Below are 18,003 nucleotides of genomic sequence, written 5' to 3'. Positions count from 1 at the left end.
ACGTGACGGACGTGCAGGCCCGGCCCGCGACGCGCGGCGAGTAAGCAGCTGCAACACGGCTGCAGTTTTTTTCAGATCACGAAAGGCCGGCTTCGAGTCGGCCTTTTCTTTTGTGGAGGCCCTCAGGCGTACAGCGCCTCGATCTCCCCCGCATAGGTCTTGTAGATGCTCGAGCGCCGCACCTTCATGGTGGCGGTGACCTCGCCATCGTCGTGGTCGAGTTCCTTCGTCAGCAGGTGGAAGCGCCGCACCTGCGCCACCTGTGCGAGGCGCGCATTGCCGCGCTGCAGTTCGGCATCGATCAGCTCGCGCACGCGCGGCAGCTCGACCAGCGAACGGAAGTGGGTGAAGGCCAGGCGCTGCGCCTCGGCCCATTTGCCCACGGTCTCGTAGTCGATCTGCACCAGTGCCGAGACGAACTTGCGCCCCTCGGCGATCACGATGCATTCCTTGACGTAGGGGCTGGCCTTCATCGTGTTCTCGATCTCCGAAGGCGTGAGGTTCTTGCCGCCCGCGGTGATCATGATGTCCTTGAGCCGGTCGACGATGCGCAGCTGGCCGCCTTCCTCGGCCACCACGTCGCCGGTGTGCAGCCAGCCGTCGCGGATCGATGCGGCCGTGGCCTCGGGGTTCTTGTAGTAGCCGCGAAACACCATCTCGCCGCGGATCTGCAGCTCGCCCTGGTTGCCCACGCGGTGCTCCACGCCCTCGGTGGCCGGCCCCACGGTGCCCACCTTCACCTGGTCGAGCCGGTGGCCGCTGACCATGCCGGTCGATTCGGTGAGGCCGTAGACCTCGACCAGCGGCACGCCCAGCGTGCGGAAGAAGCGCACCACGTCGGGCGGGATCGGCGCGGCGCCGGTCAGCGCCACGCGCGCGTTGCGCAGGCCGATGAAGTTCTGCAGCGCGCGCAGCACGCTCCAGTAGGCCAGGCCGAAGCGCAGCCGCTCGCCCGGGGTCCACTGGGCGCGCGGCTTCTCGGCCAGCGGCGCGCAGGTGGCCAGCGCGCGGCGGTAGAGCGCCTGGCGCAGCCGGCCGGTGTCCTGCATCTTGATGCTGATGGAGGCGTGCAGCTTCTCCCAGATGCGCGGCACGCCGAGGAACATGGTGGGCGCGACCTCGCGCAGGTCCTCCTGCACGGTGCGTATCGATTCGCCGAAGTTGACCTGCGAACCCAGGTACAGCGGCACGAAGCTGGTCAGCATCTGCTCGGCCACGTGGCACAGCGGCAGGTACGAGAGGTGGGTGGTGCGCGCGTCGAGCTGCAAGCGCTCGACGATGCCCGGCACCACGCCGCGGATGTTGCGCCACGAGATCATGGCGCCCTTGGGCGCGCCGGTGGAGCCCGAGGTGTAGATCATGAGCCCGATGTCGTCGAGCGACTGCGTGGCCAGCGCGGCGTCGACGCGCGCATCGCCCTCGCGCGCCTGCAGCGCGGCACCGGCGGCCTCGAGCTCGGCGAAGCTCAGGAGGCGTTCGCGCGCTTCGGGCCCGTAGCTCGCGAGGCCCTTGGTCTCGATCACGACGATGCGGCGCAGCCGCGGCAGCGCGTCGATGGCCTCGAGCACCTTGTCGGCCTGTTCCTGGTCCTCGCAGACCACGATCTCGATGTCGGCATGGCCGACCACGTAGGCCACCTCGTTGGTCGGGCTGGTGGGATAGACGCCCACGGCCACGGCGCCGATCAGGCCCGCGCCCATCTGCGCCAGCACCCATTCGACGCGGTTCTCGGAGATCACGCCCACATGGCCGCCACGCGCCAGGCCCAGCGCCGCGAAACCCAGGCCGACGTGGACCGCGCGCCGGTGGTAGTCGGCCCAGCTCAGCGGATGCCAGATGCCGAAGTCCTTCTGGCGGATCGCGATGCGCGCACCCTGCGCGCGCGCCTGCTCGCGCAGCATCTGCGGCAGGCTTCGTTCGGGGAGGGGATGCGTCATGACAACCAGCGCTTGCGCCGCTTGTAGTGCTTCAACTCGCGAAAGCTCCTGGATTCGCCGGCACCGCCGACGCCCAGGTAGAACTCGCGCACGTCGGGGTCGGCCGCGAGCCGCTCGGCGCTGCCGTCGATCACGATCTTTCCGTTCTCCATGATGTAGCCGCTGTCGGCCACGGCCAGCGCGAGGCTGGCGTTCTGCTCCACCAGCAGCATCGACACGCCGCGCTCGGCGTTGATGCGCGCGATGATCCCGAAGATCTCCTCCACCAGCTTGGGCGAGAGCCCGAGCGAGGGCTCGTCGAGCAGGATCAGCTGGGGCTCGGCCACCAGCGCGCGGCCGATCGCGAGCATCTGCTGCTCGCCGCCCGAGAGGTAGCCCGCGAGGCCGCGACGCCGCTCATGCAGCCGCGGGAAGTAGGCATAGACGGCGTCGAAGTCGCGTGCCTGCGCGCCGCGGCCGGCGCGCGCGTAGGTGGCGGCCACGAGGTTCTCCTCGACCGTCAGGTCCTCGAACACGCGCCGTCCCTCCATCACGTGCGCGAGGCCGCGCCGCACCAGCTGCTGCGGCGCGAGCCGCTCGGTGGGCTGGCCGTCGAAGGCGATGCGCCCGGCCTCGAGCTCTCCGTCCTCGAGCGGCAGCAGGCCCGAGATGGCTTTCAGCGTGGTCGACTTGCCGGCGCCGTTGCTGCCCAGCAGCGCCACGATCTGTCCGCGCGGCACGGCCAGCGACAGGCCGCGCAGCACCTGCACGACCTTGTTGTAGACCACCTCGATGTTGTTGACCTCGAGGATGGGGCTGCCGCCGCCGGTGTTCATCGCCGCCGCCCGCTCACTTGTCGAGCGAGATCCAGTCGGATGCCGCGACCATCTTCTGCGCCTTCATGTCGGCGCGGTAGACGCGGCCCACCGGAATGGAGTTGCCCTTGATGGTGATCGGCACGCCGATCAGGCCGCCGGTGTCGAAGTCCTTGATGCTGTTGAGCGCGGCCTTGAGGTTCTTGCCGTCCAGCGGCTTGCCGGCATCGAGGGTGCGCTTGGCGGCCTCGGTGAACAGCATGGCGGTGAGGAAGCCCTGGGTGTAGGCGGTGCTCTGGTACTCGGGGCGCAAGGCTCGGATCTTCTCGAGCATGGGCGCCTTGGCCGAGGTGTCGTAGTAGTAGCGGTAGGGCATGACGCCCATGAAGCCGTCGCCGGCCTCGCCCATCTTCATGACGGTGGAGCTGTCCATGGTCCAGAAGGTGCCCATCCACTTGGTGGTCATGCCCATCTGCTTGCCCTGCTGCACGAACTCGGGAATGGGCGCGAGCACGTAGCCGTGGAAGATGGTGTAGTCGGGCGCGGCGCGGCGCAGCTTGATGACCTCGGTCGAGACGTCGACGCTGCCGGCGGGCGTCATGATCTTGACGGGCACGGTGAGGCCGAGCTTCTTGGCGGCGGCCTCGCTCGACTCGATGGGGTCGCGGCCGAACTCGGAATCGGAATAGACGAAGGCCACCTTCGCGCCGGGCTTCTCCTTGGCGATGTGGCGCAGCAGGATGCCGATCATCTCGGTGTAGTCGGGGCCGACCAGGAACTGGTTCGGGTACTTGGCCGGGTCGTTGAGCTCGGTGGCGAACGAGGCGCCGGCCATGAGGATCTGGCCGCTGCGGTCGAGCTCGGGGTTGATGGTCTTCGAGAAGCCGGTCGAATCGCCGTAGTACAGATTGACCTTGTTCTGGCTGGTGATCTTCTTGTAGGTGGCGACCGAGACGTCGACCTTGTAGCCGGTGTCCTCGGGCACGTAGCGCAGCTTGCGGCCCTTGATGCCGCCGGCGTCGTTGACGATCTTCACGTAGTCGGCGATGCCGGCGTTGATGCCGATGCCGGCGAAGGCGAACACGCCGGTCATCGGGATCGAGCCGCCGATGACGATGTCCTCGCCCGACTGGGCATACACGCTGAGCGGCGCTGCGAGCGCGGCGCCGGCGGCCACGATGAGTTCGCGGCGGCGCAGGACGGGGGTCTTCTTGTCGGATGCCATGCTTCGTCTCCTTGTCAGTTCTTGAAAGGCCACAGATGAAAGAAACGGCGGATGCGCCGCCACACTTCGGCGAGCCCGTGCGGCTCGAACACCAGGAAGCCGACGATCAGCAGGCCGAAGACGACCGTGCGCACCGGCGACAGGAAGACGGTCATCTCGTGGCCGCCCGGCAGCAGGTCGAACACCAGCTTGAGCAGCTCGGGCACCATGGTCATGAACACCGCGCCGAGGATGCCGCCGAGGATCGAGCCCATGCCGCCGACGATGATGGCGGCGAGGAAGAAGATCGACATCAGCAGCGGAAAGCTCTCGGGCGTGACGACGCGGAAGAAGTAGGCCCAGAGGCCGCCGGCCACGCCGGCATAGAACGACGAGAGGCCGAACGAGAGCAGCTTGTAGCGCAGCAGCGGAATGCCCAGCACTTCGGCCGAGATGTCGCGATCGCGGATGGCGATGAAGGCGCGGCCGACGCGGGTGCGAAACAGGTTGGCCGCACCCAGCAGCATCAGCACGGTGATCGGCAGGATCAGCCAGTACAAACGGAACGAGGTGTCGAGTGCGATGCCGAAGAGCTGCGCGGGCGGCAGCGACAGTCCGGTGGTGCCGCCGGTGAGCTTGAGGTTGGCGAACAGGAAGTGGGTGATGAACGAGGCCGCGATGGTGGCGATGGCGAGGTACAAGCCCTTGACCCGCAGCGAGGGAATGCCGACGACGAGCCCGCCCACCATGGCCACGACGCCGCCCGCGAAGAGGTTGAACAGGAAGGGCGTGCCGTATCGAATCTGCAGGATGGCGACGGTGTAGGCACCGAGGCCCATGAACGCGGCCTGGCCCATGCTCACGAGGCCGGTGTAGCCGGTGAGGATGTTGAGGCCGGTGGCGCTCGCGACGTTGATGGCGACGAGGCAGGCGAGGTAGAGCCAGTAGTCGCTGGCCATGAAGGGGAACAGCACGAGCAGGGCCGCGCCGACCCACAGCCAGGTCTTCTGGGTGCGGGAGTCGAACAGCGCGGCGTCTGCGATGTAGCTTTGCTTGAGGGTGCCTATGCGCATCTGCGTGCCTGCCTTGAAGAGGTGCGAGGATGGGCCGGGGCGCGTGCACAGGACAGCGGGTACTTCCCTCCGCGAATGTCCCCCGCCTTCGGCTCCTCCTTTATTTCGCTGCGGGAAGCACCCACTGCCCTGTGCACGAGGAGCGCAGTCGTTGTGCGGCCGGATCCACGGTCGTGTCCAGGCGCGCGCCGGTGGGGTACTCCCCGCAGCGAAATCAAGGAGGAGGCCGACGGCCGGGGGACATTCGCGGAGGGGAGTACCCCGCCGGCGCGAGCCCGCCCCGTACGTATCGAGAAAGGGAAGATCATCATCAGAGCCTCTCGATCTCATGCGTACCGAACAACCCGTAAGGCCGGATCATCAGCACGATCACCAGCACCACGAAGGTCGCGAGCAGCTTGTATTCGCCGCCGAGATAGGACCCGGCCAGCGCCTCCACCAGCCCGATGAAGAGACCGCCCACCAGCGCGCCGAGCACGCTGTCCAGACCGCCCACGATCACCACCACCAGCACCGAGAGACCGAAGATCCCCATCGACGAGGAGATGCCGCCGATCGCGCCGACCACGATGCCCGCGACCGCCGCGATCATGGCCGAGGCCACCCAGGCCAGCGAGAACACGCGCGGCACGTTGATGCCCATCATGTAGGCCGCGCCCTGGTCCGACGCCGTGGCACGCAAGGCCACGCCGCCGCGCCAGAAGCGGAACAGCAGCAGCACCAGCACGATCAGCACCAGCGCCGCGAGCGCGCCGTAGGCCACCTTGGGCGCCAGGAAGGCTTCGCCCACCATCACCGGCGCGCTCGGCATGAACTCGGGCAGCCGGCGCTGGTCGGCGGTCCAGACGATCTCGACCAGGCCCACCAGCACCGAGGCCAAGCCCACCGTCACCATGAAGGCCGAGATCGGCGGCTCGCCCAGCAGCGGACGGATCATCGTGCGCTCGATCACCGCGCCCAGCAGCCCCGTGCCCAGCACCGAGCCCAGCACCGCGAGCCAGATCGGCAGCGAGAAGGTCGCGGCGAAGGCGAAGAACAGGTAGGCGCCGATCATCAGCATCTCGCCGATCGCGATGTTGACCACCCGCGTGGCCTTGTAGACCAGCACGAAGGCCAGGGCAGCGAGCGCATAGAGCCCGCCGCCGGCCAGGCCGGTCAGCGCGATCTCGAACAGGTAGGCCCAATCCATCACGCCACCGTCGTTGCCGTTGCCGCGGTGGCCGCCGCCTGGCCGCGCAGCCTGCGCCGCAGCTCGCCCACGTCGCCCGCGCCCAGGTAGGCGCGCACCACCTCGGGATCGGCCTGCACCTGCGCCGGCGTGCCCTGCGCGATCACCTGGCCGAAGTTGAGCACCACCACGTGGTCCGACAGGTCCATCACCATCCCCATGTCGTGCTCCACCATCAGCACCGTGATGCCCCATTCGCGCCGCACGTCGAGGATGAAGCGCGCCATGTCCTCGGTCTCCTCGCGGTTCATGCCGGCCACCGGCTCGTCGAGCATCAGCACCTTGGGGCGCATCGCGAGCGCGCGCGCCATCTCCACGCGCTTCTGCAGGCCGTAGGGCAGGGCGGCCACGCTGGCATGGCGGATGTGGTCGATCTCGAGGAAGTCGATGATCCGCTCCTCGATGTCGCGGCGCAGCTCGGCCTCCTCGCGGCGCGCGCGGCCCAGGTAGAACAGCGCGTCGAACACATTGGCCTTCAGGTGCACGTGGCGGCCGAGCTTGATGTTGTCGAGCACCGTCATGCCGCGGAACAGCGCGATGTTCTGGAAGCTGCGCGCCAGCCCGAGCGCGGCGCGCTTCGGTGCCGGCAACCGCGTGATGTCCGCGCCCTCGAAGACCACGCGGCCGGCGGTCGGCCGGTAGAAGCCCGAGACCGTGTTGAACAGCGAGGTCTTGCCCGCGCCGTTGGGGCCGATCACCGCGGTGATCGAGCCGGGTTGCACGTCGAAGCCGACGCCGCTGAGCGCCTTCACGCCGCCGAAGGCCAGCGTGAGCGCCTCCACGCGCAGCACGGGCGCGGCGGCGCTACCGTCGGCGGGCGAGGTGGCGCGCGGGCGCTCGGTGTCGGCGTGCATGGCGTCGAGTCGTGTCCTGTGTCCGGGCTTCTGAACGAGAAGAGAAAGAGCAGGTGAGCGATGCGCCGCCGCCTCAGGGTTCCTCCGGCATCCGCATCGCGGGCTACTTGCCCGTAGAATTTCTACTCCTCGGTAACGTCCGCGATCTTCCAGACGCGACTTCGCCGCGGCATCAGGACTTACCCCTGCGCGCGAACCCGGATCGCCCCATGACCCTCACCAAGCGCCGTGCCTCCGCCGCCAAGGCCTCTGCCACCGAGGCCGCCGACGAATCGCCCTGGGTGCCCTCGGCCCAGCGCGCGATGCAGCGCGAACTCAAGCGCCAGGCCGTGCTGCAGACGGCGGCGCAGCTGTTCAACGAGCGCGGCTTCCACGCCACCTCGCTCGACGACATCGCCGAGCGGCTGCACGTGACCAAGCCCACGCTCTACTACTACGTGAAGAGCAAGGACGACATCCTGCTCGAGTGCGTGCGCGCCGCGCTGGGCATGATGCAGGAGGGCATCGACGAGGTGCGCCGCAACGGCGGCCGCGCGCTCGACCAGCTCATGGCCTGCATGCGCAGCTACTCGGCCATCGTCTGCGAGGAGTTCGGCAAGTGCGTGATCCGCATCGGCGAGGACCCGCTGCCCGAGCCGCTCAAGAAGGAGCTGCGCCGCCTCAAGGCCGGCATCGACCACGAGTTCCGCCGCCTGATCGACGAGGGCATCGCCGAGGGCTCGATCGCGCCCTGCGACCCGAAGATGGCCGCCTTCATGCTGGCCGGCGCGCTGAGCTGGATCGGCCGCTGGTACCGGCGCGACGGCGACCTCACGCCCGAGCAGATCGCCGACCAGGCGATCGTGCTGCTGCTCAACGGGGTGCTGCAGCAGGTGCCCGTGGCACCGGCGCGGCGCAAGCCGCGCGCGACCGCCGCCTGAACTTCCCATGCCATGGAGCAGACAACGATGAACGACACCACCACCCCCGACACCCCGCTCGAGTTCGGCCGCGAAGGCGCGGTCGCCACGCTGCGCTTCAACCGCCCGGCGGCGCTCAACGCCATCGACGTGCCGATGGCGCAGGCCTTCCTCGCGGCGGTGCGCGCCATCGCGGCCGACCGTTCGGTGCGCGCGGTGCTCCTGAGTGGCGCGGGCAAGGGTTTCATGGCCGGCGGCGACCTCGCGCTGCTGAGCGCCGATCCGCAGGGCGGCGCGGCCGCGCTGATCGGCCCGCTGCACGAGGCGCTGGAAGTGCTCGCCACCATCGACGCCCCGGTGGTCGCGCAGGTGCACGGCGTGGCGGCCGGCGCGGGCCTGAGCCTGATGCTGCAGGCCGACTTCGTGCTCGCGGCCGAGGGCACGCGCTTCAACCTGGCCTACGTCAACATCGGCGCGAGCTGCGACGTCGGTGCCTCGTGGGCGCTGCCGCGCTGGGTCGGGCTGCGCCGCGCGCTCGAGATCGCGATGCTCGGCGACATGCTCGAAGCGGCCGAGGCCGAGCGCATCGGCCTCATCAACCGCGTGCTGCCGGCCGATGCGCTGGCCGGCGAGGCGATGGCGCTGGCGCAGCGCCTGGCCCATGGGCCGACGGTGGCGCTGGGCCAGTTGCGACGGCTGATGCGCGGCAGCTTCGAGCGCGAGTTGCCGGCGCAGCTCGCCGCCGAGTCGGCGGCCTTCCAGGTCTGCGCCGCGAGCCAGGATTTCCGCAGCGGCGTCGACGCCTTCTTCGCGAAGAAGCCGGCGCGTTTCGAAGGCCGCTGATCCCTTTTTCCCCTTTTCTTGTTCATTTCATCCAGGAGCAGTTCATGACCTCACGCGAGATCTTCGTCGTCGGCAGCGCCCGCACGGCCATCGGTACCTTCGGCGGTTCGCTGAAGGACGTACCCAACACCCAGCTGGCCACCACCGCGGTCAAGGCCGCGATCGAGCGCAGCGGCGTCGCGCCCGCGGCCATCGGCCACGTGGTGATGGGCAACGTGATCCCCACCGACACCAAGGACGCCTACCTCAGCCGCGTCGCCGCCATCGATGCCGGTTGCCCGATCGAGACGCCGGCCTTCAACGTCAACCGCCTCTGCGGCTCGGGCCTGCAGGCCATCGTCTCGGCGGCGCAGGCGATCGCGCTCGGCGACTGCGACATCGCGATCGGCGGCGGCTCCGAATCGATGAGCCGCGGCCCGTACTTCGACACCGCCGCGCGCTACGGCGCGCGCATGGGCGACGTGCAGCTGGTCGACTACATGCTCGGCATCCTCCACGACCCGTGGGAGAAGATCCACATGGGCATCACGGCCGAGAACGTCGCCGCGCGCTACGGCATCACGCGCGAGCAGCAGGACGCGCTGGCCGTGGCCAGCCAGCAGCGTGCCGCGGCCGCCATCGCCGCGGGCCGCTTCAAGGAGCAGATCGTTGCGGTCGAGGTCAAGACGCGCAAGGGCGTGGTGCTGTTCGACACCGACGAGCACGTGCGCGCCGACACCACGCTGGAGACGCTCGCCAAGATGAAGCCGGCCTTCAAGAAGGATGGCCTGGTCACGGCCGGCAATGCCTCGGGCATCAACGACGGCGCCGCCGCGCTGGTGCTGGCCGAGGGCGCGCGCGCGAAGGCCGAGGGCCTGAAGCCGCTGGCGCGGCTCGTGGGCTATGCGCACGCGGGCGTGGAGCCGGCCTACATGGGCATCGGCCCGGTGCCGGCCACGCGCAAGGTGCTCGAGCGCACCGGCCTCAAGGTCAGCGACTTCGACGTGATCGAGTCGAACGAGGCCTTCGCGGCCCAGGCCTGCGCGGTGATCCAGGAACTGGGCTTCGACCCGGCCAAGGTCAATCCCAACGGCTCGGGCATCTCGTTGGGCCATCCGGTGGGCGCCACGGGCGCGATCATCGCGGTGAAGGCGATCGCCGAGCTGCACCGCGTGCAGGGCCGCTATGCGCTGGTCACGATGTGCATCGGCGGCGGGCAGGGCATCGCCGCGGTGTTCGAGCGCGTCTGATCGCGGGGCGAGGAACAGAAGCCGGAGTGTGGCGGCATCCTCCACAAGGAGGAGGACCCGACGCCATGCCCCCGCTAATCTTCTGCCTGCCCGGAGAGGAGGAGCGAGTGATTCGAGGAGAGGACTCCGGGTGTGTGCAGCGCGTCGGGCGGGGTGGTCTGCCCGACGCGACATGCCTTCTTCCAGACCGCTCTCCCCGGCTTCCCGCTTCGCCGCACCGCGCACAATGCAGCCCGTGCAGCACCGTCCCCCCATCCTCGTCGACGAATCCGAGATCGATTTCAGCGCGATCCGTGCCCAGGGCGCGGGCGGGCAGAACGTCAACAAGGTCTCGAGCGCGGTCCACCTGCGCTACGACATCCGCGCGAGTTCGCTGCCCGAGGACCTGAAGGAGCGGCTGCTCGCGCTGCGCGACAGCCGCATCACGCAGGAAGGCGTGCTGGTGCTCAAGGCCCAGCAGCACCGCAGCCAGGAGATGAACCGCGCCGATGCGATTGCGCGCCTGCAGGCCGTGGTCGACAGCGTGGCGACGGTGCCGCGCGCGCGGCGCGCCACCAAGCCGACCTACGGTTCGAAGCAGCGCCGGCTCGAAGGCAAGAGCCAGCGCTCGCAGGTCAAGAGCCTGCGCGGACCGGTCCGGGGGGACTGACCGGCGCGGTGCCGCCGCGCAGCCGCCGGATCTGCAGGCTCAGGCCCACCGCATAGAGCACCAGCAGCACGCCGGTGATCGCCTTGAGTTCGGGCGCATCGGGGCTCGCCAGCAGTGGCGCGCCGAGCGGCAGCCGCGTCAGCGTCTCGGTGAAGGTCGGAATCCAGTGGAACATGAAGGTGGCCGAATAGGCCGCCAGCTCGGCATGGCGCGCGAAGCGCCCGAAGAGCCGGCCGCGCCCGGCCTGGAAGCCGATGGCCAGCGCCAGCAGGGTCACGATGCCCAGCACGTGCGGCCGGCCGAAGCCGCCATGCTGGAAGATGCCGAAGCCCGTGAGGCAGGTCAGCACCGTGGTCCAGACGTAGAGCCGGCCGAGGCCGGTGCGCCAGGAGATCTCCTTGTAACGGACCAGGGCCAGCGCCCCCGCCGCCAACGCCACCAGGCTGATCGCCGTATGGACGATCCCCAACGAAGTCAACCCCAGCCAGACCGTTGCCGCCATGTGCTGCTCCTCATGTTTCGTGGTGCGCGCGATTCTGTCGTTTTCGGCCGCTTTTGGGGAGGGGCGGTTAAGTCCCGCTTAAACCTGCGGTCACGCGGCGCTTGCACAATCCTGTCGATGAGTTTCTTGACGAAGCGTTTCGCTCCCGTGCGCGCCGCGGCTCTCTCGCTGGCGCTGGCCGCGGGGCTGCTGGCCGGATGCGGACCCGAGCGCGCGGCCCCGGCCAGCGCGGCGGCCGGCGTGGCGCCCGAGCTCAAGTGGGAGGAACTGATCCCCAAGAGCTGGGACCCGACCCAGCGCTACCGCAACATCAGCCTCGAATCGCTGCGCGACAACGACCCGCGCGCGATCCAGATGCTCGACGAGATGCGCGCGGTCTGGGACAACGCGCCGGTGAACGTGGCGCTCGACGGCGTCGACGGCCGCCTGACCGGCTTCGTGGTGCCGCTGGACGCCTCGCCCGACGGCATCCGCGAGTTCCTGCTGGTGCCGTACTTCGGCGCCTGCATCCACACGCCGCCGCCGCCGGCCAACCAGATCGTGCGCGTGATCGCCCACGAGACGGTGAAGGGCCTGCATGCGATGGACACGGTGCATGTGCGCGGCACCCTGCGCGCGGCGCGCTACGCCTCGGCCGACATGGGCGTGAGCGGCTACGAGATCCGCTCGGCGGCGGTCGAGCCCTTCGTTGCCAAGGCGCAATAGGCGCAAGCGAGCGGCGCGGCTCAGTCCGCGAGCCGCTCGGCCAGGAAATCCAGAAACGAGGTGATGCGCGCCGACAGCTGCGTGTTGCGGTAGTAGACCGCGTTGACCGGCTGGCGCACGTCGACCGTGTCCCTCGCCAGCACCTGCACCAGCGCGCCGCTCGCGCGGTCGGCCGCGGTCATGAAGTCCGACAGGCACACCATGCCCACGCCGGCCAGCGCGAGCTGGCGCAGGGTCTCGCCGCTCGAGGCCGCGAGGCTGGGCACGATCTGCCATTCGTCGCCGTGCGGGCCGCGCAGCGGCCAGCGGTTGAGCGACTCGGGCTGGGTGAAGCCCAGCAGCGTGTGCGTGGCGAGTTCCTCCACCTTGCGCGGCCGGCCATGCGCCTCGAGGTAGGCTGGGCTCGCGAGCACGCGCAGCCGGTGCGTGCCCAGCGGGCGCGCATGCAGTGTGGAGTCGCGCAGCGGACCGATGCGGATCGCGATGTCGGTGCGGCGCTCGAGCAGGTCGATCGGCAGGTCGTCGGTGTCGAGCTCGAGCTCGATCTGCGGATAGCGGCGGCGGAACTCGGCCACCAGCGGCACCACCGCATGCAGCATGTAGGGCGAGGCGGCATTCACGCGCAGCCGGCCCGCGGGCTGCTCGCGGCGCGAGGCCATCTGTTCCTCGGCCTCGTCGATGGCGTCGAGGATGCTGCGGGTGCGCTGCAGGAAGGCCGCGCCTTCCTCGGTCAGCTCGAGCCGCCGGGTGGTGCGGCGCAGCAGCGTGGTGGCCAGCTTCTGCTCGAGCCGGCTCAGCGCGCGGCTCACGCCCGAGACCGTCTGCGAGAGCTGCTCGGCCGCGGCCGTGATCGAGCCGGTGTCGACCACGGTGCGGAAGGCCAGCAGTTCCTCGATCGTGGTCTTCATGGGCGCTCGCTCAGTGCGCGGCCCGGGCCTCGGCCGGCACCGGCACCTCGATGCGCGGCACCAGCGCGGCCAGCGCCTCGCCGTCGGTGCGGTAGCTGAACAGCAGCGGCCCCGGCGCCAGCAGGCCGGCGCGCTCCAGCACCTGCATCGCGGGCAGCTTGAGGCCGCTCAGGTGCAGCCGCACGCCGCGCGATTCGAGCATGCGGCGGATCGAGCCGAACACCTCGGCGCCCGTGATGTCGATGCGGTTGATCGGCTGGGCGAACAGGCACACGTCGGTGAGGTCGGGCCGGTCGGCCAGTGCCACCGTGAGCGCGCGCTCGAGCGTGGAGGCCGAGGCGAAGTCGAGTTCGGCGTCCATGCGCAGCGCATGCAGGTGCGGCGCCAGCGGCGGCAGCTTCCACAGGTGGCGGTCGCGCAGGCTGCCGTCGGGATGCAGGCCGACCTCGATGATGCGCGGGTGCAGGTGGCGGTACATGTAGTTCGCCAGGCTCGCGAGCAGGCCGCCGAGCACGCCCCAGTAGATGCTGGGCGCGGTCGCGATGGTGAGCACGAAGGTGCCGATGGCGATGCCGGCCTCGAGCCGCGAGATGCGCCACAGGGCCGTGAAGCTCGAGGGCTTGACCAGCCCGAGGATGGCCGTCACCACCACCGAGGCCAGCACAGCCTGCGGCACGTGGTAGAGCAGCGGCATCAGCCACAGCAGCGCGCCGGCCACCACCACCACGCTGAACAGCGTGGCCCAGCCGGTCTGCGCGCCGGCGTAGAGCGTGATCGCCGAGCGCGAGAACGAGGAGCTGGTGGGAAAGGCGCCGGTGAAGCCCGAGGCCAGCTTGGCCAGGCCCTGGCCGATCAGGTCCTGGTTCTCGTTCCACAGCGTGCCGGCGCGCGCGTTGTCGACCTTGGCGCTGGAGGCGGTCTCGAGGAAGCTCACCAGCGTGATCATCAGCGCCGGCAGCACCAGCGCGCTGAAGGTGCTGGCCGGCAGCAGGCCGGGCCAGTAGAAGTCGGGCAGGCCCGAGGGCAGGCTGCCGACCACCGCGCCGCCGCGCAGCGCATAGCTGATGCCCCAGCTCAGCGCGGCCGCGCCGGCCACCAGCGCCATGGTGGTGGGAAAGCGCGGCACGAAGCGTTTGCCCAGCCACAGCACGGCGATGCCGCCGAGGCCGAAGGCGATGGCCGTGAGGTCGGGCAGCGGGCCGTCGCCGCGCAGCACCTGCGGGATGGTGCGCCCGGTGAAGCCCAGCAGCGCCGGCAATTGCGAGATCGCGATCAGCACCGCCGCGCCCTGCGTGAAGCCGATCAGCACCGGCGAGTTCACCAGCCGCAGCATCCAGCCGAAGCCGCCCGCGCCCAGCACGATCTGGATCGCGCCCGACATCAGCGTGAGCCACACCGCCATCGCCACCCATTCGGGGCTGCCGGCCACCGCCAGCGGCGCGAGCGAGGCGCCCACGAGCAGGCTGGTGAGCGCAGTCGGCCCGACCGACAGCCGTTGCGAGGAACTGAACATCACGGCGATCAGCGCCGGGAACAGCGCCGCGTAGACGCCGGTGACCAGTGGCATGCCCGCGAGCGCCGCATAGGCCACGCCCTGCGGGATCACCATCAGCGCGACCGTGATGCCGGCCATCGCCTCGCCGCGCAGCAGGGCGGCGGAGGGGCGCGGCCAGCCCAGACAGGGAACCCAGCGCGCCAGGCGCTGGCGCAGGGACGGGGAAGAAGCGGAGGTGGCGGGTGGCGGCGTCATGGAAAGCGGTCTGTCGCGCACGCGGGGCGTGGGCGGACGCGGCACGAGAACGAAGGGAAGAGGAAAAATGCCGCGACCGTGCGATGTTAGTGCGCCGCACGGTGCCGGCGCAGCACGGTTTACCCCGGCATCGCCGCTGCCGGGGCCCCGGGCCTCAGAGCAGCTTGGTCGCGTTCTTCAGCACGTAGTCGCAGCCCTTTTCCTTGACCTTCGAGGTCAGCAGCTTGAAGTTGAGCGTCTGGCCGTCGCCGCCCTTGAGCAGGCCCTTGGCGCCGTTCGCGAAGCCGGTCTGCTGCTGCTTCTGGCCGGTGATCTTGGCCAGCAGCTTGTCCTTGACCGAGGCCGCGTCGCCGCCGCCCAGGTAGTTGTTCTTGATGCAGTACTGCAGCACGCCGGCCGCGTTGCCCATGGTGTTGTTGCCGATCGCGGGCATCGAGAAGCCGAGGTTCTCGGCCAGCCCGGCGGTCGCGCCGCCGCTGCTGCCGGCGCTGGCCGCGCCGCCGCCCATCTGGTTCTTGAGCTGGTCGAGCAGCTTCGATTCGGCGCTGGCCGAGACGCCGGCCGCGAGCAGGGCGAGCGCGATCAGGGTGGAACGGAACTTCATGGCGACCTCCTTGGTGCGAATGGATATGCGGGCACAGCATACGCCGCCCCGGTGGCGAAAGGAGGTCGCCGCGCGGACCGGCTCAGCGCGTGCGCGCCGGGCGCTTGGGCAGCAGCGGTTCGCTCACGCCCGCGACGCCGACCAGGCCGAGCACGGTCACCAGCGAGTTCTGCGCGCCCTTCCAGCCGTCGGTCACGTCGATCCACTCGCTGAGCGCGTGGAAGCCGCCGGTCTTGCCGCCGCCGCCGATGATGATCGCGGGGATGCCCAGCGAGATCGGCACGTTGGCGTCGGTGCTGCCGCCGCGCAGCAAGGTCTTGTGGCCGAAGGCCGCATTGGCGCGCGTGGCGGCCTCGACGATCACCGAATCCGGTGGGGTGCGGCCGCCGGGCCGGTCGCCGATCAGCTTGGTGCTCACGCTCAGCGTGTTCACGTTCCAGCGCTTGTTCTCCTCGGCCACGGCTTCGTCGAGCGTGGCCAGGATCTTCTTCTCGGCCTCGAGCAGCGAGGCCATGTCGTCCGAGCGGATGTCGATCGCCATGCGCGCATCGGGCGCGATGGTGTTGACCGAGGTGCCGCCGCCGACCGTGCCGACCGTGAAGGTGGTCTTGGGGAAGCTCGGCGTGCGCACCTCGGCGATCTTGGCGATGGCGCGGCCCATGCCGTGGATCGCGCTGGGCACCTGGCCGAAGGCGCCGAAGCTGTGGCCGCCCGGGCCCTTGAAGTTCACCTCGTAGCGATGGCTCGCGGTGCCCAGCACCAGCACGTTGCCGTCGGGCGAGGGCTCGAGGCCGACCATGCCGTCGATGTCGAGGTGGTCGCGAAAGATCGCCTTCATGCCGCGCAGGTTGCCGAGTTCCTCCTCGCCGACATTGCCGACGAACAGCAGGTCGCCGCGGGTCTGGATCTTGTTGTCGTTGAGCACCTTGAGCCAGGACAGCAGCACCGACAGGCCGCGCGTGTCGTCGGAGATGCCCGGGGCGAACAGCTTGCCCTCGCGCTCCTTCACCTTCACGTCGGTGCCGGCCGGGAACACGGTGTCGAGGTGGGCCGAGATCAGCAGCTTCGGACCATTGCCCGTGCCCTTGCGCAGACCGACCACATTGCCTTCGGCATCGATCTTCGCGTCGGCCAGGCCCAGCGCCTTCATGCGCGCGAGGAAGGCCTCGGCGCGCTTCTGTTCCTTGAACGGCGGCGCCTCGATCTCGGTCAGCAGCCGCAGGTCTTCCACCGAGCGCTCGTGGTCGGCCTTCACCGCCTCGAGCAGCTTCTGGACCGTGGGCGCGGCCATCAATTGCGTGTAGGCCTTCTCGACCTCCGGGCTCACCTGGGCCGGCGTGGGCGCCACCGCCGCGCTCTGCGCATGGGCGAGCGGGGCGGCGCCGAACACCGCGAGGGCGAGGGCGAGCGGGGCGAGGCGGAGGGAAGAGGGCGCGAGACGGGGCATGCGGTAGTCCGGGAGTGAAGGATCCTGTTGAAAGAAAAACCGTCGTTCGACGGAACCAGAGGGATTCGAAGCCTCGACGACGGCATCACCGGTTCGCCGAGGACGAAGCGTCGGCGATTCTTCCTTTCAGTCGGCTGTCGTGCTGGGGTTTAATCTTCGACTCCGTCAGTTTTTCTAACGAACACCATGCGACGTCACATCCCGAGCACACGCGCGCTGCTGGTCTTCGACGCGGTCGCGCGCCAGCACGGCGTAAGCCGTGCCGCCGAGGAGCTGTGCCTCACGCACAGCGCCGTGAGCCAGCAGCTGCGTCTGCTCGAAAGCCAGATCGGCGTGCGGCTGGTGCAGCGTTCCGCGCGCGGCACCACGCTGACCGAGGCCGGCCGGCGCTACCACGGCCAGATCTCGGGCGACCTGATCCGGCTGCAGGACCACACGCTCGAGGCGATGGCGCGGCGCACCGACGGCCTGCGGCTGATCGTGGGCGCGGTGCCGGTGCTGGCCGAGGGCTGGCTGCTGCCGCGGCTGCCCGGCTTCACGGCGCTGCAGCCGGGCTGCAGCCTGCACCTGCAGGTCTTCCCGACGCTGCGCTACATGGAGGACCTGCCCTTCGACGTCGGCGTGCAGTACGACGATGCGGTCTGGCCCGGCGCCCACACGCAGCCGCTGATGGCCGAGGCCTGCGTGGCGGTGTGCGCGCCCGGCGCCCGCGGCCGTGCCGAGATGGCGCGCGGCGATTTCCGCGCAGCGCCGCTCTTGCAACTGCGCAGCCGGCTCGGTGCCTGGGAGGAGTGGTTCGCGCAGGCGCCCGCCGCGATGCAGCCGCCCGAGAACCTGATCGCCGGCCATCGCTTCGACCTGTTCTCGATGCTGGTCGAGGCGGTGCGGGCCGACCTCGGCGTGGGGCTGGTGCCGCGCTACTACGTCGAGCGCGCGCTGCGCTCGGGCGAACTGGCGCTGGCCTGCGAACACGAGGCGCCATCGCGCCGCGGCTACAGCGTGTTCGTGCCGCCGCAGCGTGCGGCCGATCCGCTGGTGCAGGCCTTCATCGACTGGGTCTGCGAACTGCCGACCGCTTGAGGCCGGCGCGATTCAGGCGCGGCGGAACAGCAGCACCGAGTTCGTGCCGCCGAAGGCGAAGGAGTTGCTGATCGCCGCCTCGAGCGCAGGCGCGTCGACATCGGCTGCGGCCACGAGGTTCAGCGCGCAGTCGGGATCGGCCTGGCCGCCGTTCACGTTGGGCGGCAGTTGGCGTTCGCGCAGCGCGAGGATGGTGATGACCGCCTCGAGCGCGCCGGCGCCGCCGAGCAGGTGGCCGTGCAGCGCCTTGGTCGAGCTGGTGCGCAGGCCGTCGAGATCGTCGCCCCAGACCGCGGC

Annotated in this window: 17 protein-coding genes and 1 pseudogene; 6 read left to right on the top strand and 12 right to left on the bottom strand. The window is 69.8% G+C overall.

Going from position 1 to position 18,003, the window contains the following annotated elements; translation table 11 throughout:
• Positions 1-122 precede the first annotated feature (122 nt).
• From AC27VN_RS11595 to AC27VN_RS11570, 6 genes are all read right to left on the bottom strand, one after another.
• Positions 123-1,937 carry an AMP-dependent synthetase/ligase gene (locus AC27VN_RS11595; RefSeq protein ID WP_490876632.1) on the bottom strand — a complete coding sequence of 605 codons (1,815 nt, stop codon included), beginning with the start codon at positions 1,935-1,937 and terminating at the stop codon, positions 123-125.
• Complete coding sequence (locus tag AC27VN_RS11590) at positions 1,934-2,752, bottom strand: ABC transporter ATP-binding protein (protein WP_057595848.1); 819 nt, start codon at positions 2,750-2,752, stop codon at positions 1,934-1,936. The genes AC27VN_RS11595 and AC27VN_RS11590 overlap by 4 nt, the downstream gene beginning before the upstream one ends.
• Before the next feature lie 13 nt (positions 2,753-2,765).
• Positions 2,766-3,956: an ABC transporter substrate-binding protein gene (locus tag AC27VN_RS11585; RefSeq protein ID WP_490876631.1), complete on the bottom strand. Its 1,191-nt coding sequence runs from the start codon at positions 3,954-3,956 to the stop codon at positions 2,766-2,768.
• A gap of 14 nt (positions 3,957-3,970) precedes the next feature.
• Positions 3,971-5,008, bottom strand: a complete 1,038-nt coding sequence (locus AC27VN_RS11580) for a branched-chain amino acid ABC transporter permease (protein ID WP_490876630.1) — start codon at positions 5,006-5,008, stop codon at positions 3,971-3,973.
• Between the two features lie 310 nt (positions 5,009-5,318).
• Complete coding sequence (locus AC27VN_RS11575) at positions 5,319-6,197, bottom strand: branched-chain amino acid ABC transporter permease (protein ID WP_057595845.1); 879 nt, start codon at positions 6,195-6,197, stop codon at positions 5,319-5,321.
• Entirely contained in the window at positions 6,197-7,090 is an 894-nt protein-coding gene (locus tag AC27VN_RS11570; protein WP_490876629.1) for an ABC transporter ATP-binding protein, read from the bottom strand. The genes AC27VN_RS11575 and AC27VN_RS11570 overlap by 1 nt, the downstream gene beginning before the upstream one ends.
• Positions 7,091-7,299: 209 nt before the next feature.
• Here AC27VN_RS11570 and AC27VN_RS11565 point away from each other — a divergent pair, with 209 nt between their 5' ends.
• From AC27VN_RS11565 to arfB, 4 genes are all read left to right on the top strand, one after another.
• Positions 7,300-8,010, top strand: coding sequence for a TetR/AcrR family transcriptional regulator (locus AC27VN_RS11565; protein WP_490876628.1), 711 nt, complete (start codon positions 7,300-7,302; stop codon positions 8,008-8,010).
• A gap of 27 nt (positions 8,011-8,037) precedes the next feature.
• Positions 8,038-8,832: an enoyl-CoA hydratase/isomerase family protein gene (locus AC27VN_RS11560; protein ID WP_490876627.1), complete on the top strand. Its 795-nt coding sequence runs from the start codon at positions 8,038-8,040 to the stop codon at positions 8,830-8,832.
• A gap of 44 nt (positions 8,833-8,876) precedes the next feature.
• Positions 8,877-10,061, top strand: a complete 1,185-nt coding sequence (locus AC27VN_RS11555) for an acetyl-CoA C-acyltransferase family protein (protein WP_296777997.1) — start codon at positions 8,877-8,879, stop codon at positions 10,059-10,061.
• A gap of 235 nt (positions 10,062-10,296) precedes the next feature.
• Positions 10,297-10,710, top strand: a complete 414-nt coding sequence (arfB, locus tag AC27VN_RS11550; RefSeq protein WP_398497122.1) for an alternative ribosome rescue aminoacyl-tRNA hydrolase ArfB — start codon at positions 10,297-10,299, stop codon at positions 10,708-10,710.
• Here the strand turns inward: arfB and AC27VN_RS11545 are convergent.
• Positions 10,676-11,212, bottom strand: coding sequence for a hypothetical protein (locus AC27VN_RS11545; protein ID WP_490876626.1), 537 nt, complete (start codon positions 11,210-11,212; stop codon positions 10,676-10,678). The genes arfB and AC27VN_RS11545 overlap by 35 nt on opposite strands.
• Before the next feature lie 117 nt (positions 11,213-11,329).
• Here AC27VN_RS11545 and AC27VN_RS11540 point away from each other — a divergent pair, with 117 nt between their 5' ends.
• Positions 11,330-11,917 carry a DUF3299 domain-containing protein gene (locus AC27VN_RS11540; RefSeq protein ID WP_296777991.1) on the top strand — a complete coding sequence of 196 codons (588 nt, stop codon included), beginning with the start codon at positions 11,330-11,332 and terminating at the stop codon, positions 11,915-11,917.
• Between the two features lie 20 nt (positions 11,918-11,937).
• On the opposite strand, the gene AC27VN_RS11535 is transcribed toward AC27VN_RS11540, so the two are convergent.
• From AC27VN_RS11535 to AC27VN_RS11520, 4 genes are all read right to left on the bottom strand, one after another.
• Positions 11,938-12,825, bottom strand: a complete 888-nt coding sequence (locus AC27VN_RS11535) for a LysR substrate-binding domain-containing protein (protein ID WP_490876625.1) — start codon at positions 12,823-12,825, stop codon at positions 11,938-11,940.
• A gap of 10 nt (positions 12,826-12,835) precedes the next feature.
• Positions 12,836-14,575, bottom strand: coding sequence for a SulP family inorganic anion transporter (locus AC27VN_RS11530; protein WP_490876624.1), 1,740 nt, complete (start codon positions 14,573-14,575; stop codon positions 12,836-12,838).
• Between the two features lie 154 nt (positions 14,576-14,729).
• Positions 14,730-15,179 carry a DUF2501 domain-containing protein gene (locus tag AC27VN_RS11525; protein ID WP_490876623.1) on the bottom strand — a complete coding sequence of 150 codons (450 nt, stop codon included), beginning with the start codon at positions 15,177-15,179 and terminating at the stop codon, positions 14,730-14,732.
• Between the two features lie 82 nt (positions 15,180-15,261).
• A complete protein-coding gene (locus AC27VN_RS11520) occupies positions 15,262-16,626 on the bottom strand; it encodes a M20/M25/M40 family metallo-hydrolase (protein ID WP_490876622.1) in 1,365 nt (454 codons plus the stop codon).
• Positions 16,627-16,812: 186 nt separating this feature from the next.
• Between AC27VN_RS11520 and AC27VN_RS11515 the strand changes: the two genes are divergently transcribed.
• Positions 16,813-17,706: a LysR substrate-binding domain-containing protein gene (locus AC27VN_RS11515; protein WP_296781342.1), complete on the top strand. Its 894-nt coding sequence runs from the start codon at positions 16,813-16,815 to the stop codon at positions 17,704-17,706.
• Positions 17,707-17,718: 12 nt separating this feature from the next.
• Here the strand turns inward: AC27VN_RS11515 and AC27VN_RS11510 are convergent.
• Positions 17,719-18,003: pseudogene (locus tag AC27VN_RS11510) on the bottom strand (beta-ketoacyl-[acyl-carrier-protein] synthase family protein); the annotation flags it as partial.

The organism is Variovorax sp. 20P10.2.4 (assembly GCF_058244205.1).
The sequence above is the reverse complement of the archived record's forward strand: the minus strand, read 5'-3'. Positions and strand labels throughout refer to the sequence as shown.